The sequence below is a fragment of the Streptomyces sp. NPDC058683 genome (assembly GCF_042716195.1).
In the GTDB taxonomy this organism is placed as follows: domain Bacteria; phylum Actinomycetota; class Actinomycetes; order Streptomycetales; family Streptomycetaceae; genus Streptomyces.
Window position 1 is genome coordinate 119,723 of sequence record NZ_JBHXSK010000013.1, and the last position, 16,385, is coordinate 136,107.

11 protein-coding genes are annotated in these 16,385 nt (G+C 69.8%); 1 reads left to right on the plus strand and 10 read right to left on the minus strand.

Features of this window, described 5'->3' with window-relative positions:
* Nucleotides 1-5: 5 nt before the first annotated feature.
* From ACFWXC_RS16380 to ACFWXC_RS16425, 10 genes are all read right to left on the minus strand, one after another.
* Complete coding sequence (locus tag ACFWXC_RS16380; protein ID WP_384479146.1) at nt 6-1,349, minus strand: UDP-glucose dehydrogenase family protein; 1,344 nt, start codon at nt 1,347-1,349, stop codon at nt 6-8.
* A gap of 115 nt (nt 1,350-1,464) precedes the next feature.
* Nucleotides 1,465-2,748, minus strand: coding sequence for a nitrous oxide reductase family maturation protein NosD (locus tag ACFWXC_RS16385; RefSeq protein ID WP_384479148.1), 1,284 nt, complete (start codon nt 2,746-2,748; stop codon nt 1,465-1,467).
* Nucleotides 2,745-4,682, minus strand: coding sequence for a right-handed parallel beta-helix repeat-containing protein (locus tag ACFWXC_RS16390; RefSeq protein ID WP_384479150.1), 1,938 nt, complete (start codon nt 4,680-4,682; stop codon nt 2,745-2,747). Before ACFWXC_RS16390 ends, ACFWXC_RS16385 begins: the two co-directional genes overlap by 4 nt.
* A gap of 4 nt (nt 4,683-4,686) precedes the next feature.
* Nucleotides 4,687-5,973, minus strand: a complete 1,287-nt coding sequence (locus tag ACFWXC_RS16395; protein WP_384479152.1) for a glycosyltransferase family 2 protein — start codon at nt 5,971-5,973, stop codon at nt 4,687-4,689.
* Between the two features lie 468 nt (nt 5,974-6,441).
* Complete coding sequence (locus ACFWXC_RS16400) at nt 6,442-8,829, minus strand: galactose oxidase-like domain-containing protein (RefSeq protein WP_384479326.1); 2,388 nt, start codon at nt 8,827-8,829, stop codon at nt 6,442-6,444.
* 2 nt (nt 8,830-8,831) lie between these two features.
* Complete coding sequence (locus ACFWXC_RS16405; protein WP_384479154.1) at nt 8,832-10,004, minus strand: glycosyltransferase; 1,173 nt, start codon at nt 10,002-10,004, stop codon at nt 8,832-8,834.
* A complete protein-coding gene (locus ACFWXC_RS16410) occupies nt 10,001-11,641 on the minus strand; it encodes an ArnT family glycosyltransferase (RefSeq protein WP_384479156.1) in 1,641 nt (546 codons plus the stop codon). The genes ACFWXC_RS16405 and ACFWXC_RS16410 overlap by 4 nt, the downstream gene beginning before the upstream one ends.
* Nucleotides 11,638-12,906 carry a glycosyltransferase gene (locus ACFWXC_RS16415; RefSeq protein ID WP_384479158.1) on the minus strand — a complete coding sequence of 423 codons (1,269 nt, stop codon included), beginning with the start codon at nt 12,904-12,906 and terminating at the stop codon, nt 11,638-11,640. Before ACFWXC_RS16415 ends, ACFWXC_RS16410 begins: the two co-directional genes overlap by 4 nt.
* 215 nt (nt 12,907-13,121) lie before the next feature.
* Nucleotides 13,122-15,155 (minus strand): thioredoxin domain-containing protein, encoded by a 2,034-nt coding sequence (locus tag ACFWXC_RS16420; RefSeq protein ID WP_384479160.1) that lies wholly within the window; start codon nt 15,153-15,155, stop codon nt 13,122-13,124.
* Nucleotides 15,136-15,762: an ArsR/SmtB family transcription factor gene (locus ACFWXC_RS16425; protein WP_384479162.1), complete on the minus strand. Its 627-nt coding sequence runs from the start codon at nt 15,760-15,762 to the stop codon at nt 15,136-15,138. Before ACFWXC_RS16425 ends, ACFWXC_RS16420 begins: the two co-directional genes overlap by 20 nt.
* Before the next feature lie 187 nt (nt 15,763-15,949).
* On the opposite strand from ACFWXC_RS16425, the gene ACFWXC_RS16430 reads away from it, so the two are divergent.
* Nucleotides 15,950-16,348 (plus strand): hypothetical protein, encoded by a 399-nt coding sequence (locus tag ACFWXC_RS16430; RefSeq protein WP_384479164.1) that lies wholly within the window; start codon nt 15,950-15,952, stop codon nt 16,346-16,348.
* Nucleotides 16,349-16,385: the final 37 nt, after the last annotated feature.

A 16,385-nucleotide genomic window follows, 5' to 3' on the forward strand; every position in this document is an offset into this window, starting at 1 on the left:
CGGGGTCAGCTGCGGCCCAGCGCCCGGTACTCCCAGCCGGCCGCCCGCCACTGCGCGGGGTCCAGGGCGTGCCGGCCGTCCACGACCCGGCGCCGGTTCACCACGGAACCCATGACCTCCGGGTCGATCTCCCGGAACTGCGCCCACTCGGTCAGCAGCACCACCACGTCGGCGTCCGCGGCGGCCTGCAGCACGTCGGTGCCGTACTCCAACTCCGGGTGGACGCGACGGGCGTTGTCCATCGCCACCGGGTCGTAGACGGTCACCCGGGCGCCGGCCCGGTGCAGCGAGGCGGCGACGTCCAGCGCCGGGGCGTCCCGGATGTCGTCGGAGTTCGGCTTGAAGGCCGCCCCCAGCGCGACCACCTTCGTCCCGGCGAGTTCCCCGCCGACCAGCTCACGGACCAGGTCCACGGTGCGGGCCCGGCGGCGCTGGTTGATCCCGTCCACCTCGCGCAGGAACGCCACCGCCTGGGCGACGTCCAGCTCCTCGGCGCGGTGGATGAACGCCCTGATGTCCTTGGGCAGGCAGCCACCGCCGAAGCCCAGCCCCGGCTTGAGGAACCGGCCGCCGATCCGGTCGTCGTAGGCCAGCGCCTCGGCCAGCCGGTGCACATCGGCGCCGGTGGCCTCGCAGACCTCCGCCATGGCGTTGATGTACGAGATCTTCGTGGCCAGGAAGGAGTTGGCGGCGACCTTGACCAGTTCGGCGGTCGGCAGGTCGGCGACCACCACCGGGGTGCCCTGGGCGATGACCGGGGCGAACGCGGCGCGCAGCTGCTCCTCCGCCCACGCGGACTCGGTGCCGAACACCAGCCGGTCGGGGTGCAGGGTGTCCTCCACGGCGAAGCCCTCCCGCAGGAACTCCGGGTTCCAGGCGAGTTCGACCTCGTCCCCGGCCGGCGCGGTCTCGCGGACCAGTTCCGCCAGCCGGGCCGCGGTGCCCACCGGCACCGTGGACTTGCCGACCACCAGGGCCCGCCGGTTCAGATGCCGGGCCAGCTCGGTGACCGCGCCCTCCACGTAGCGCAGGTCCGCCGCGTAGGAGCCGGGCTGCTGCGGGGTGCCCACGCAGACGAAGTGGATGTCGCCGAACTCCGCGGCCTCCGCGAGGCTGGTGGTGAAGTGCAGCCGGCCGGATTCCTGGGCCTTGACCAGGAGTTCGGGCAGCCCTGGCTCGAAGAACGGCACCTCCCCGGCTCTCAGCAGCTCGATCTTGGCGGGGTCCACGTCGACGCCGAGCACTTCGTAGCCGAGTGCCGCCATGCACACGGCGTGCGTGGCGCCCAGGTAGCCGGTGCCGATGACCGTGAGACGGGGAGCGTCGGTGCCGTCGAGAAGAGTGTCCATGATGCCTCCGAGGGGATTCCCGAGCAGAAAGAGCGCATGCCGAAGATGCGCGTGGGTGAAGGTGAGGGAACTGGGGCTGCGCGCGGGGCCCGGGTGCGAACCGGGCCCCTCGCCGTCAGGAGGAGCAGGCGGTGTTGGCGAGGCCCTTCGCCGCGTCGCTGACCTTGTTGTCGCAGGCGACCTTGTTGTTCTCGACCGGCGCGAGATGGAAGCCGTAGCCGGGACCGTCCACCTGCGCGGTGTTGCCCTGGAACACGTTTCCGGTGCCCCAGCCGTCGAGGATCTGATGGGTCTGGAAGCCGTCCTCACGGGAGTGACGGCCGACGTTGCCCCTGATCAGCCAGTTGTTTCCCTTGACGTCGACCCAGGAGTCGTTGTGTCCCCCGCTGAGCCCCGCGCCGTCGAAGGTGTTGTCGATGAGGGAGCCGCCGGTGGTGCCCTCCTTGATGTCGACGGACTCGGCGGTGGTGGCGCTGACGTGGTTGCCGCGGATGACGTTGTCGTCGCTCTTGTCGGGCTTGCAGTCGGTGACCGTGCACCAGTTGGACTCGGCCGAGCCGACGTAGATGCCCTCGCCGAACTGCTCCTTGCGCTTGCCGGTGTCGCGGACGGTGTTGTTCGCGACCACGTTGCCGGAGCTGAAGTCGCGCAGGTGGATGCCCTCGTCGCCGATGTTCTCGACGGTCAGGCCCTGGATGATGGTGCTCCGGACATGATCGGCCATGACCCCTTTCTGGCCGTTGCGGACCGTGAAGCCGATCAGCCGCCAGTGGCTGGCGCCGTCCAGGTGGAAGGCGTAACCGCCGTCGACGTCACCGGCGTCGATCACCGCACCGGGGCCGCCGCACAGGAAGATCGGCCGGCTCCCGGTGCCGGGGGTGGCGGCGGTGAACTTGTCGTCGTACACCCCGTCCCGCATCTTGATGACATCGCCGGGCTGTGCCTGGTCCAGGGCGTCGTCGAGGGACTTGGCGTCTCCGACGGTGACCGTGGCGGCCGGGCACTTCGTCCCGCCGGACGCGGCGGCCGCGGCGGAGCCGGACGGGGTGGGCGCGGCCGTCCCCTCGTCGGAGGCCGTACCGCTCGGTTCCGGATCGGCGGACGTGGCACCGGAGCCGTCGGTCGCGTCGGTGTCGTCCGTGGGGGTGGCCACCGCAATGGTGGGACCCGCGTCGGGGCCCGCCCCGTACACCACGGGCGGGCCGTCTCCGGTGGAGGCCGCCACGATCAGCGCCACCACCGAGATCAGCAGGGCGGCCGAGGCCACCCACAGCGGCAGGCCGCCGGAGAGCCAGATCCGGCGCAGCCGCTCCGCCGGTGTGGGCCCCGTTCCCGGGGTGCCGGCCGCTGAGCCGGCACCTGTCCCGTCCGGTGTTCCGTCCGGTGTGTCGTCGCTCATTCGCTCATCACCGGCGTCCTGCGGGGGCCTGCCATCTCGATCTCGTCCGGGGGCGGGGCAGGCAGCGGAGCCTTGTCGGAGTAGGGATGGATGATCCGGGCGATCCGCCCGTGAACGCGCCGCCTGCGCCGGCCCATGAGGGCCGAGAACAGGATCAGCAGCAGGATGCCGGTCCACAGCAGGGTCATCGGGCTCGCGTAATGCTTGACCTTGACCCAGAAGGAACTGGTGTCGTACCAGGCGAAGGTCTGGTTCTCCTTGATGGAGGCTCCGCCGTGCGAGCGGCTGGAGTCCAGCGCGCTGGGGCCGACCCCGCCGATCACGTTGAAGGAGACCGTCGTGCCGTCCACGCCACCGACCAGGCTGACACCGTGGTTGGTCGCGTCCTGGACGGTGTTGCCGCGTATCTCGGCGGCCGAGTCGCGGACGTACACGCCGGTCTCCGGGCCGTCGATGATGTTGCCGGTGACCGTGGCGTCGGTGACGCCGTCCCGTACCGAGATGCCCTGCCGGTTCTGGCCGGTCAGGCGGTTGCCGGTGATGGACACCTTGTCCGCCTCCAGGCGGGCCACGATCCCCATGTCACCGCCCTCGATGCGGTTGTTCTGCACCCCGACGTCGAACCCGCCGAGCACCTCGACGCCGTAGCGGCCGTTGTCCTTGGCCACGCTGTTGGCGACCGAGTTGGAGCCGTAGCTGTCGACGGCCTGGCCGGAGGCGGAGGCGCCCTCGGCGAGCGGCCTGCCGCTGAGCGTGAAGCCGTTGCCGCCGTTGCCCTCGGCCGTGGAGCCGCTGACCCGCACCTGCTGGGTGGCCCGGGAGAGGATGAAGCCGTCGCCGCCGTTGTCCTTCGCGACCGTGCGCTGCACGAGCGAGCTGGAGACGAAGCGGTGCATCACCACCCCGTCCTCCAGGCTGTTCTCCACGGTCGTGTCGCTGATCTCGATCCCGGTCGCGCTGGAGATGAAGATCCCGAAGGCGTTGCCGGTGATGGTCGAGTGGGTGATCGACCCGGAGACGTAGGAGAGGCCGCCGGTGGAGAAGCGGGCGTCGGGAGTGGTCAGTTCGCCGGAGGGCATGGCGGTGACATCGCCGCTGCTGGAGCCGTCGTCGTCCTGCGCGTCCCCCTGCTCGTCGGCCCGCTCGCGCGCGGTCTTGCCGTGGACCTGGCCGGTGTCCTCCAGCGATCCGGTGTTCGGCCGGTCGGTTCCGGTCAGGCTGAGCCCGCCGGTACGGCCGCTCCAGAACCCCAGGTTCGAGAGTTTGGTATGCGTCATCTCGAACTGGCCGCCGATGGTGCGGATGTAGGCGCGGCCGTCCCGGACGTCGGTGTCGGACTTGTTGGCCTGCGGGTCCCAGCTGGTGACCGTCAGCGGCGCCTGGGCGGTGCCCTGGAGCGCCAGTTCGCCGCCGAAGGAGACGATGGAGACGAAACCGGTGCGGTTGCTGGCCATCCGCAGGGTGAGGCCGCCCGGGTTGGACAGCTTCAGCTTGGCGCCGACGTTGAGGTAGATGTTCTCGGTCAGCAGGTAGGATCCGTCCTTGCGCCGCAGAAAGGTCTGCGGGGCGAGTTTCAGCAGGTCGGCGATGGTGTAGGCGTTGCTGCGCGGGGTGAGTACCAGGGTGTATCCGTTGTCGGTGTCCAGCCGGTACGGCACGGTCCACTTGGTGCTCTGCAGGGGCGCCACCGAGGTGAAGGCCCGTACCTGGTTGAGCCGGTGGTCCTCGTCGGCGACCAGCGCGGCCTGGGTCTCCGCGTCCTCGGCGGCGAGTTTCTTCTTGTCGCCGTCCCCGTCGGCGTGCGCCGCGGTGGACGTGCCCAGCAGCAGCGTCGCCGCCACCGCGAAGGCGCCCAGCAGCGCCGCCGTTCTGGCACCGGCCCGGCGCAGCCCGGTGCCGGGGCCCGGTCTGACAGTGATGAGTTGTGCTGACATGACGTCAGATCACCTCCGGCTGGAGAGCGGAGTGGTTCTGACCGCCGCCGGAGAGGGTGGATGCGCTCTGCCCCTCGCCTCCGATGCTGGTGGAGTTGCGGGTGAGCCAGCCCTGCTTGTTCATGGTGACGAAGGCGTACAGCTTGATCGGCAGCGAGATCATGATGACCACGAGAGCCGTCAGCGGCAGCAGCAGGATCTCCTGCGGATGCCTGCGCAGATGCGAGTAGCCGCGGACCGCACGGCCCAGCATCAGCCAGATCAGGGTGAGGACGATGCCGCGCCCGCTGAAGTCGAGCCGGCTCAGCAGCAGGTAGCCGAGGGCCATGCCCATGGTCACCGGGGTGAGCAGGATCTGCAGCACGGTGATCTTGGTGACCAGCGGGGCCCGCCACAGCCAGCCCTTGTACAGCGCGGTCAGGTAGCACCGGTAGGAGTTGCGGCTCCACCGGACGCGCTGCTTGACGAAGGCCCGGAAGGAGGACGGGAACATGGAGATGGCCCGTGCGGAGGACTGGTGCACCGTCTTGTAGCCGGAGGCGAGCACCAGCCAGGTCAGCCTGCCGTCGTCACCGGCCACGCAGCGGCGGCCGAGGAAGAACTCGTTCTCCAGGTTCTCCAGGACCGGCAGCACCGCCGCCCGCCGGTAGGCGGCCGTACGGCCCGACAGGCAGGCCACGGCACCGGCCCGGCCCATGGCCGGGACGTAGTCGTAGTAACGGAGGTTGACCAGCCAGTCGGCTATTCGGCGCCAGACACTGGTGGTGCGCTGGTAGACGTTCTGCTGGGTGCCCACCCCGCCGACCGTGGGGTCCACGAAGGGCATCTGTACGGCGTCCAGCAGCCCCGGTTCCCAGCGGGTGTCGGAGTCCACCAGGACGAGGAGCTCCCCGGTGGCCGCGCGGATGCCGACGCCCAAGGCGGAACGTTTCCCCCTGTGCTCGAACGCGAGCACCCGGACCCGGGGGTCCTCCACCAGCGACAACCGGTGCAGTACCTCGTGGTCCTCCACGTCGGGGACGATGATGATCTCAGCCGGATCCTGGGCGAGCCAGGTCTCCAGGCATTCCAGCAGGATGTCGGGGTCCTCCCGGTACGCCGGGACCACCACGGAGACACTGGTGCGGAAGTTGTTGACGACTGGCCTGGCGAACCGGGAGAGCACCGCTCGGTACAGCCAGAGCGCCCAGACGAAGAGTCCGGCAAGCCCCAGCGGCATCAGCTCTCGCCACGAAGTTTCCCCCACAGCCTCGACGATCCACGACCAGACCTGGTCGAAGAACTCGGACAATGTTGCGTTCTCCCCCCACATAACACGGCTGCCGCAGTCCGAAAGGTGACAGAACCGGGCACTTGCTCAGGCGATGCTAGGAGTTCGTGGGTGAACAGGGGTCACACGCAACGCAAATTTCACTTACAAAATCTTCACACACCACTCGCCACAGACGCGACGAACCGCCGGACGGCCGGTGCGCGAAACCCCCAGTTCCCCATTCCCTCCCCGGCCGTGATGGTGGGTCACACGCGTCACGGCACGATCGGGATTGTATGGGGGTGATGTGAAGAGCATGAACTCATCCGATAAATGACATGTTTCGACGCAACGAGCAGAAAGCGCGATCCGTTCGAACGCACGCACGAGAAGGGGCGCGCCCCACGACCTCCGTGGAACGCGCCCCGCCTCTTCAACACCGCCCGCTGGAGCGCCCCGTCAGGGGCGCGGGGAACTGCGCGACCAGCCCCACACACCCGCGGACGACTACCGGCCTGCATCCCCCCGCCCACAGGCAACCCCGTCCCGATCCCGATCAAGCCCCAGCGGATCGTCCTTGCCGTTCACCTTCAACCGACCGTACTGATTGCGCTCAAGCCAAGCGCAGCGAGCCGCCGCAGTCTTCTTGACCTCCCGCGGGAAGGCGGTCGGCACACACACGTTGACCGACCCATAGTGCCGGTCGCACCCGGAGACCGTCGTACTGACCGGCTGCGAGGCCCGCTTCTTCCCCGGCCCCGAGGTCTTCCCCGAGAGGGAGTCGGCGAAGGCGTGGACATGCGGCGAGGCGTCCGCCAGCGCGGCCGGCCCCTGCAGATGCACCCACTTGGCCACCGAGGGCACCCCGTTCGCGTCGACCGCGAACAGCATGTACCAGCCGGGCGGAGCCAGATTGGGATTGCTGGTGACGTTGAGGTCGACGTTGTTGCCGTCGACGGACAGCGGCAGATCCACGAACCGCTGGTTCGGGTCGGAGGAGTGCGTGACCGCGGCCGGCCGGATCAGCTCCGCCTTGGCGATGGGCCGGTCGACGGTGATCCGCTGGGTGTCGCCGTACTTCCACTCCTGGTTGATCACCGAGGTGATGGCCGGCCGGGTGCCCTTGTACAGGTAGGGCGGGGTGTAGATCGACACGTTGTGGTTCCAGGTGCCGTTGCCCGGGTTGTCACCGGTGGCCATGACCCGCCCGTCGGGCAGCAGGAACGCCGACGAATGGTAGCCACGGGCCTCGGGATCCGCGGCCACGGAGTCGAACGCGTTGGTGTCCGGGTCGTAGATCGACGACTCGTACACCGGGTTGGCACGGTTGTGCAGCGCGCCGCCCGTCTCGAGGACCTTGCCGTCGGGGAGCAGCACCGCGGAGACGTACATCTTGCCCTGGTTGCCGGTCTCGGCCACCGGCCCGTTGCCGAGATCGACCGTGCCCTGCGGCAGGGGCGGCCCGGCGACGTACGACGGGTTCGGGTCCTTCAGGTCGATCAGGTCCGTCAGCCGGTTCGCGTCCGGGTTGGACTCGATGTTGCCGCCGCCCAGCGTGAGGACCTTCTGGTCCTGCGCCGGAGGCAGCAGCACGCTCGCCGACTGGTCCCGCTCGTCCTTGTTCTGGAGCCCCGGGATCTGGGTGACGGTGTTGGCGCCGTAGTCGTAGACCGCGGAGCCGGTGCCCGGGATGTTGTTGCCGAAGACATGGCTGCCGGAGTAGAAGAGCCGCCCGTCCTGCATCAGGATCATCGACGGGTACAGCCCCCAGTACGACCAGGTCTGGTGGACGTCCCCGAGACCCAGCCACTTCTGCTGGGCGTCCGACCAGTACTCCGCCGTGACCGACCCCGACGAGTCCTCCCGCAGCCCGCCGAAGGAGATGACGTCACCGTTGCCCAGCTCGGTCGCCGAGGGGTACCAGTGGCCGTCGTTGAGGTCGTTCGTCTTGCTGTAGGTCTCGGTGACCGGGTCGAAGATGTACGAGTCCTTGTACCCCTCGTAGCCGTGCCCGCCCGCGACCGGATAGGCCTTGTTGCCGCTCATCACGAGCACCCGGCCGTCCTGCAACTGCACATGCCCCGAACAGAACATGTCCTTCGGCGTCGGGACGACCTTGTAGGTGCCGTTGGCCGGGTCGTACACCGCGCTGGTGAAGGTCCCGGCGTCGAAGTTCTCCTCACTGTTGCCGGAGCCGGCGATCAGCAGCACCTTGCCGTTGTTGAGGACGACGGAGTGCATGGAGCGGACCGGGTTCTGGGTCGGCAGGACCGACCAGCTGCCGTCCGCGCACTGGGCGTTCGTGCCCGTGCACTGGGCGGGCGGCACGGTGTCGGCCACCTGGTCCATCGTGTAGTCGTCGGTCGTCACCGAGCCGGTGCCGTAGACCGAGACTCCCCAGGTGATCCGGTCGGTGCCGGCGGGGACCTCGGGGGTGCGGACGGTCGCCTGGGTGTACGCGGACGCCATGTCGAGGGTCTTCAGGTCGGTCCAGTACTGCCAGCCGGCCGTGGTGTCGTGCCGGAACAGGGTGACGGACGTGTCCGGGGTCGTCGACCTGTACCAGAGCGAGAGGTCGTACTGCTTGCCCGCCGTGACGACGGGCGCGCAGTCGGTGGACTCGGTGATCAGCGCCTTGCGGTCGCCGTCGACCCGCCGGGTCAGTGTCACTTTCATGGCCGAGGAGCCGGTGTGGGCGTCCGTCGTCGTCGCGAAGGCGAAGTCGTTGTCCCCCCAGCCGGACTTCTCCCAGCAGTACGGCATGCCGTCGGTGCCGGCGGTCTCGAAGCCCGGGTTCTTGACGAGGTTGGCCGCCTCGGCGGGCTGGGGTGCGGTGAGCAGCAGTCCGGCGGTCAGGGCGCCCACCCCGACCAGCGCCGTCCTTCTGTGCTTCATGGTCACGCGGCTCTCCTTGCATCTTTCTGGCGGCGCGGGAGATACACCAGCGCCTCGGTCCCGGCGAAGCGCAGGACGAACGTCGTCACCAGGGCGAGCGCGGTGGCGGGCAGCGCGCCCATCCCGAACCGGCCGACGAACAGGGCGATCAGCGGGATGCGCAGCACCAGGTCGGCGTTGGCGAGCAGCGCGAACCGGCCGGCCCGGTCCCACCAGCGGCGATGGGCCCGCCGGTCGCGGAACAGCAGGTGTTCGATGAGGACGAAGTTCCAGGCGACGCCGAGCTGGTTGGCGAGGATCTCGGCGGGGACGTAGTGCAGGCCGAGCGCGGTCAGCGCCCACAGCCCGACGAGGTTCGGCACGAAGCCGCTCAGCCCGATCAGCCCGAAGCCGACCATCCGGGCGACCGGCGAGGCGGTGCGCAGGCCGGCCAGGTGGCGCAGGAAGCGCAGGCCCTCCTGCGCGGTCGACTTGGACTCGCCGGCGAACCGGTCCTGGAAGACGAACGGGACCTCGGCGACCTCGCGCGGGCGGCTCCGCACGGCCATCTCCAGGAGGATCTTGTAGCCGAGGGGCTTGAGCACGTCGGCGGTGACCGCGCTCCGCCGGATCGCGAAGAAGCCGCTCATCGGGTCGCTGATGCCGTGCAGGCGGCGCGGGAACAGGGACTTGGTGAGCCAGGTCGCCCCGCGCGAGACGGCGATCCGGTAGCTGCCGGCGAGCCCGGCCCGGCTGCCGCCCTTGATGTACCGGGAAGCGACGACGAGCCCGGCGCCTGCCCGCTCCCCGGTGGCCACCAGCTCCGGTACCAGGGACGGCGGGTGCTGGCAGTCGCCGTCCATGACGACGATCCACTCGGAGGTGGCCGCCTTCAGCCCCTCCACGACGGCCCCGCCGAGGCCGCCCACCGGTTCGTCGCGGTGCAGCACCGCCACCGGGAACGGGCAGTCCTGCGCGGCCTGCCGGATGACCTCGGGGGTGTCGTCGGTGGAGTCGTCGACGAAGACGACCTCACAGGGCAGCCGCGCGGGCACCGACTCGGTGATCTGGTGCAGCAACTGCCTTACGTTCCCCGACTCGTTGAAGGTCGGTACGACGATGGTGACGGCGCCCGGCTCGGGGACCTCCGCCGCTTCCAGTCCCGCCGTGGGGACGGTGTACTCGTGGCTGCTCAACGGGTACCCCCTGCGATCTGCCGGATCTCGATGCGGTCGTCGCCGGTGCCGAAGGTGGCGACGGGGGCGGAGTGCTGGAGCGCGGCCCGGACGTTGGGCAGGTCGCGGGCGTCCCGCCTGACCGTCGGCGAGGCGACCACGTAGTCGAGGTCCCGCCAGCCGTGCGGCATGGTCTTGGTGACCGCCGGGTCGAGGTCGGCCTTGTAGAACCAGATGGCGCCGAGGCCTGGCCGGTAGCCCTGGTGGACGAGGTCGAGCCAGAGCGCGTCGTCGACGAGGACGCGGGCGTGGGCGGGGTCGGCGACCTGGGTGCCGAGCCAGTGCGAGGCCTTCCGGTAGGAGGCGTTGGCGTCGGCGGTGACGGCGGTGCGGTCGCCGTCGTACCACTGCGGCACGGTGTACGCGCCGGCGGCGAGGGCGAGTACGGCGGCCAGCGCGTACCGGCCGTAGGTCACGGCCCGCTTCTCGCCCTCCGTGCGCCACCTGCGGAGCGCGGCATGGGTGACGGAGGCGGCGGCCCCGGCGAGGACCAGGGCGAGGAACGGGAGCGCGCCGATGATGTACATGGCGGGCAGATAGCCGTTGGGGCGCAGGGCGACGGCGGCCAGGATCGCCACGGTCAGGGCCGGTCCGGCGAGCGCGCGGGCGGTGACCGACCAGCGGTGGGCGACCAGGAGCAGCAGGGCCGCGGCGAGGCCGCCGACGGGCAGCACCCGGTCGTAGTACAGCCAGGAGTGCAGCACGCCGTAGGAGCCGGAGGAGGTGTCCAGGATGAATCCCGAACCCGGCCTGGACATCTGGTACTTGACGCCGTCCCAGAGCGAGACATGGCCGGCACCGGGCAGCAGCTCGCCCTTGAGGAGGGCGAACAGCGGGTACGACAGTCCGGCCAGGGTGCAGGCGGTGACGGCGCCGGTGAGGGCGAACTTGCGGGTGTCGGGGTGGCCGTGGCGCCACATGGTGACGAGGAGGGCCGGGAGGACGACGAGCATCGTCTCCTTGGTGAGGACGCCCGCGGCGGCGGCGAGGCCCGCGCCGAAGTGGTGCCAGAGGTGACGGCTGGGCGAGGCGGCGAGGCAGAAGGCCAGCAGCAGCCACATCACGGCGATGTTGTCGAGGAAGATCTCGCGCTGGAGGACGACGGAGAGCGGCGAGAGTCCGAACAGGGCCATGCCGAGGCCGGCCGCCCAGCGGGGCAGGGAGAGGCGGCGGGCGAGGACGTAGACGAGGACCGCACTGGCGGCGCTGACCAGCAGCATCGCCACGCGCATCGAGCCGACGGTCATCAGGCCGGGGTCGAGGGCGGAGGGTATCCAGGTGAGCAGGGCTATCTGGATCCAGCCCAGCGGCGGATGGTCGTACCAGTAGGTGTAGTGGGCCAGGCCCCGGCCCTCCTGGACGGCCCAGGCCTGGGCGAGGTAGGTGCCCTCGTCGTCGCTGAGGGTCGGGTAGTCGGCGATGTTCCAGCCCTGGACCGCGAGGATCGCGAGCAGCAGCACACCGCACAGGAGCAGGTCACGACGGGACGAGCGGAGCCGGAGCGGCCGCGCTGTCCGACCGGTCGAACCTGTTTTTGGCACAGCTCTGCGCTGCGCGGGGACCTTCGGAGTGGTCACCGCGGGAAGAGTGGAGGTCACGCAGGAACGTCCTCTCGGATCGTCTCGGCCGCGGTGAGATGCGCGCCGACGTGAGTGGTCAATTCCCAGTCGTTCCGGCCGCGTTGCTCGCGCCACACTGCGCGGATCGCTGCTCCGGCGAGGAGGACCTGGTAGAAGGGGCCGCCGACGACGAGCTTCACGTAGTGGATGAAGCGGACGCGCAGCCCGTACTGCTTGCCGAAGTCGTGCAGCCCGACCACCTCGAAGACGAAGGTGACGGCGGCGGTGACGAGCGGCAGGAAGGTGAGGAAGGCGACGCCGACGGGGACGTCGAGGAAGAGGGCGACCGCCGCGTTCAGCGGGATGATCACGCCGGAGAACGCCTGAAGGAACGGCGTCATCAGGGTGTAGCGGGCGAGCAACCGCTGCCCGAAGCCCGGGAGTTGCTTCCAGTCCTGCTTCCGGTAGACCTGCAGGAAGCCCTGGTTCCAGCGGGTGCGCTGCTTGAGCAGCGACATGAGCGAGCCCGGGGTCTCCTCGCGGGTCACCATGTCGGAGTCGTAGGCGACGACGACCTTCTTGCCGACGGACGACAGACGCACGCCCAGGTCGCAGTCCTCGGCGAGGCAGTCGGGGTCCCAGCCGTCGGCTTCCCGGAGCACGGCCGTCCGCACGAAGACGGTGTTGCCGCCGAGCGGGATGAACCCCTTCTGCGCGTGCAGATGGAGCCGGGACCGGAACCAGAAGAAGTACTCCAGGCAGTTGCGCAGGCTGTACCAGCTGGAGTGGAAGTTGATGAGCTGGACGCCCCCTTGGACGACGTCCGCCTCCGTGGTGCGGAAGGCGTGGTCGACGTGGGCGAGCAGCTCCGGATGGACCTGGTCCTCGGCGTCGAAGACCCCGACGACATCGCCGCGGCAGTGCGGCAGCGCCGTGTTCATGGCCTTCGGCTTGTTCTTCTTCTCGTGGGTGTCGACGACGACCCGGACGCGCTGGTCCTTCTCGGCCGCCGCGCGGGCGACCGCGGTGGTCTCCGGATCGTCGTGTCCGACGATCACGATGATCTCGAAGTCGGTGTGTGTGGACTCCAGCAGCCGCTGGATGGTGTGGTCGAGCACCGCCTGTTCGTGCCGCGCGGGCAGCAACAGCGAGAACGACACGTGTTCGCCCCCGTCAGGTCTGCCGAACCGAGTGGAAGCGAGCACCTCGGGCGTACGCCACGCGTGCATCTGCCACCACAGGGTGAAGGCAGCCATCCAGAACAAGGCGAGCGAGACGACCGCGATGAAGACAGACGTCAGCAAGAGAAGATCCCCCCAGATCCCAAAGCCCCCTGTACGCAACGGTGAGTCACAACCGTCGCGTGTCTGTGCAGAGCCTAGGGGGGATCTGTGAAGCCTGGCAGCCTTTCCGATAAATAGCATGTTTCGGAACGCCGATGCCGTAAGCGGTATCTATCCGAACAGACGCACAAATCCGGCCACTTGTTCTCCCCGATGGGCAGGCCTTTCCCCGAACTTCAGCCTCCAAGCACCGTTTTCAGCCGCTCCGGGTCGGTGGTCGGGGCATCGCAGGTGAAGTTACGGCACACGTACGCGGCCGCCTCCCCGCCGACGAGCGGCCGCCCCGCGAGCAACGGGAACTCGTCACTCTCCGGAGTCCCCATGGCCACGACCGCGCCGGGTGCGGTGCCGAGAAGTGCGGTGCGGTGCAGCGCGGTTGTCCGGCTGTCCCGCTGGTCAGGTCCCACGACCGCGATCTCGCGCGGACCGTCGAGCAGCGCCTCGGCGGCGGCGAGCCCCCACCCGATGAAGCGCGGCACCCGCGGCCCGAGCGTCCTGACGACGCCCAACGCCCGTTCCGCCGCGGTGCGATGGGGCTCCGACCCGGTGTGGGCTGCATAACCGAGCAGCGCACCGGCGGCCGCGGTCCAGCCGGAGGGCGTGGCGTTGTCGGTCGGGTCCTGCGGCCGGCGGATCAGCTGCTCGGCGTCGGAGGCGGTGTCGTAGAGGGCGCCGGTCTCCGGGTCGGCGAAGCGGACCAGGACATGGTCGAGCAGCAGCCCGGCGAACTCCAGCCAGACGCCCTCACCGGTCACGGACGCCAGCGCCAGGAAGCCCTCGGCGACGTCGCCGTAGTCCTCCAGCACACCCGCGTTGGCGCCGGCCCTGCCGTCCCGGCTGGTGCGGGCGAGGCGTGCGCGGTCGTCGAGATGCAGCCGTACGAGGAGATCGGCGGCGCCGACGGCGGCCTCGACCAGGTCGGGCCGGTCGAAGTAGGCGCCGGTCTCGGCGAGCGCGGCGACGGCGAGCCCGTTCCAGGCGGCAACGACCTTGTCGTCCCGGCCGGGCGCGGGGCGTTCCGCACGCTTCGCGAGCAGCCGCCGTTTGACGGACTCGACCTTCTCGGCGTCGAACACGCCCTCCTGCTGCGGGAGTTGCAGGACGGACTGGCCGTGCTCGAAGGTGCCGGCCTCGGTCACCCCGAAGTACTGGGCGGCGAGATCCGCGTCCGCGCCGAGGACCTCGCCGAGCTGCGCGGGCGTCCACACGTAGTACGCGCCCTCGACGTGCTTGCCAGTGCCGGTCCCGTCGTCACTGTCGGCGTCGAGGGCGGAGGCGAACCCGCCCTCGTCGGTGCGCAGTTCACGGACCATGAAGTCGGCGGTCTCCAGGGCGACCCGGCGGGCCAGTTCCGACCCCGTGGCCCGCCACAGGTGGGCGTACACCCGGCAGAGCAGGGCGTTGTCGTACAGCATCTTCTCGAAGTGCGGCACGATCCAGTCGCGGTCGACGGAGTACCGGGCGAAGCCGCCGCCGAGCTGGTCGTAGAGGCCGCCGCGGGCCATCCGCTCGCAGGTGTCGGCGGCCATCTGCAGGGCGCCTTCGGAACCGGTCCGGGCGTGGTGGCGCAGCAGGAACTCGATGACCATGGACGGCGGGAACTTGGGGGCACCGCCGAACCCGCCGCGCTGCGCGTCGTATTCGCGGGTGAGTCCGAGCAGGGCCTGGGCGAGTTCCTGCTCACCGGGCGGCCGGGCGCCCTGGTGACTGATCTCCCGCTCGGCGAGATCACGGACGATCTTCCCGGCGACCTCGGCGACCTCGTCCCGCCGGTCGGTCCAGGCGGCCCGGACACCCTCCAGCACCTGCCGGAAGGAGGGCATGCCGTGGCGGGGTGCGGGCGGGAAGTACGTACCGAAGTAGAAGGGCTCGGCGTCGGGCGTCAGAAACACGGTCATGGGCCAGCCGCCCTGCCCGGTGGCGGCCTGCACGGCCTCCATGTAGACGGCGTCGACGTCGGGCCGCTCCTCGCGGTCGACCTTGACGGAGACGAAGTGCTCGTTGAGGTAGTCGGCGGTGGCCCGGTCCTCGAAGGACTCGTGGGCCATCACATGACACCAGTGGCACGAGCTGTACCCGACGCTCAGCAGGACGGGTCTGCCGGTCTCGCGGGCCCGGTCGAAGGCCTCGGCCGACCAGGGCCACCAGTCGACGGGGTTGTCGGCGTGCTGGAGAAGGTACGGGGACGTCTCATGGGCCAGTCGGTTCACCCTCCCACTCTCCCACGGCGTCCGGAGCAGCGTAGAAGCGCAGGTTGACCCGGCGTGCCCCCTCGGGAACCGCGTCGTCCGGGTGGCCGTAGCGGTCGAGGAGTTCCTTGTAGGCATGGACGAAGGCGTGCAGGTCGTCCTTGGTCATCCAGGTGCCGGTGCGCTGCACCTGGGCCCAGCCCTGCGGACCCCGGTACTCCTCGTGGGCGCGGCGGAACAGCCTGGTGTCGACCTCGATCTTGAGGAGGGCGAGGTGCTCGGCCGCCGCGTACTCCTCCTGCGTCATCGTGGCCGGGTCGGGCGTGGTGTGGCTGAAGGGCAGGCTCCGCCACCAGCGTTCCCGGCCGCCGGACTTCTCCGGGATCTCCGCGATGAGCTTCTGCTCGGCGAGTTTGCGCAGGTGGTAGCTGGTGGTGCCGGAGCTCTCGCCGAGTTCGCGGGCGAGCACGGTGGAGTTGGCCTCGCCGTGCCGGCCGAGGTAGTCGAGGATCCGGCGGCGCAGCGGGTTGCCCAGGGACTTGTAGAGGGCGGTGCGTTCGAGGCTGGTCAGCTCGGCGCCTGCGGCGGGGGCGGGCGCCGCGGCCGTCCTGGGCGTGCCGTCGGTCATGCGATCACCGTAACCCGGAGAACCCTGAGACGTCCCTGATGTCTGCCGAATTTCCTTTGCAGAATTTTCTCTGCAGTCTAGCGTGGGGGCATGACGGGGACCCATGGCATCCACAGGTTCCGCGGAGCTGGAACAAGACGAGGGGGCCGAGATGTTGGAGCGGTCAACGGCGACGAAGGCGCGGAGGATGAAGCGGACGAGGCAGTTGAAGCGGTGGGCACTGATCCTTCTCGGGTCGTCCTCCGTGCTGCTCGTGCCGTGGATGGTGGTGCTGGCGCTGACGCTGCCCACCAAGACCGAGGTGCACAACTGGTCGCTGGCCTGGATCGGGCTGGACGTCCTGATGGCGGCGGGCTGCGCGGCGACGGCGGTCCTGGGGTTGCGGGGCGACGCCCGGGCCCGCCTGACGGCTTCGGCCACGGCATCGGTGGCGATCCTGGACGCGTGGTTCGACATAACGACGTCGGCGGTCGGCATGGAACTGGTGGAGGCGCTCGGCAGCGCCGTGGCGGAGGCGGGACTGGCCGCGGCATGCGTCTTCCTGGCGCTGTCCAAGGGACGGCAGAGCGAGCCCGTGCCGCGCTAGCCCCCGTTCTTCGATGATCCGGCCCTCTCGCAACTTC

What these genes read in the sequence shown, in the direction of transcription:
- ACFWXC_RS16380 (WP_384479146.1), bottom strand. Translation starts at nt 1,349, where the DNA reads ATGGACACTCTTCTCGACGGCACCGACGCTCCCCGTCTCACGGTCATC.
- ACFWXC_RS16390 (WP_384479150.1), bottom strand. Translation starts at nt 4,682, where the DNA reads ATGTCAGCACAACTCATCACTGTCAGACCGGGCCCCGGCACCGGGCTG.
- ACFWXC_RS16425 (WP_384479162.1), bottom strand. Translation starts at nt 15,762, where the DNA reads ATGACCGACGGCACGCCCAGGACGGCCGCGGCGCCCGCCCCCGCCGCA.
- ACFWXC_RS16400 (WP_384479326.1), bottom strand. Translation starts at nt 8,829, where the DNA reads ATGAAGCACAGAAGGACGGCGCTGGTCGGGGTGGGCGCCCTGACCGCC.
- ACFWXC_RS16430 (WP_384479164.1), top strand. Translation starts at nt 15,950, where the DNA reads ATGAAGCGGACGAGGCAGTTGAAGCGGTGGGCACTGATCCTTCTCGGG.
- ACFWXC_RS16385 (WP_384479148.1), bottom strand. Translation starts at nt 2,748, where the DNA reads ATGAGCGACGACACACCGGACGGAACACCGGACGGGACAGGTGCCGGC.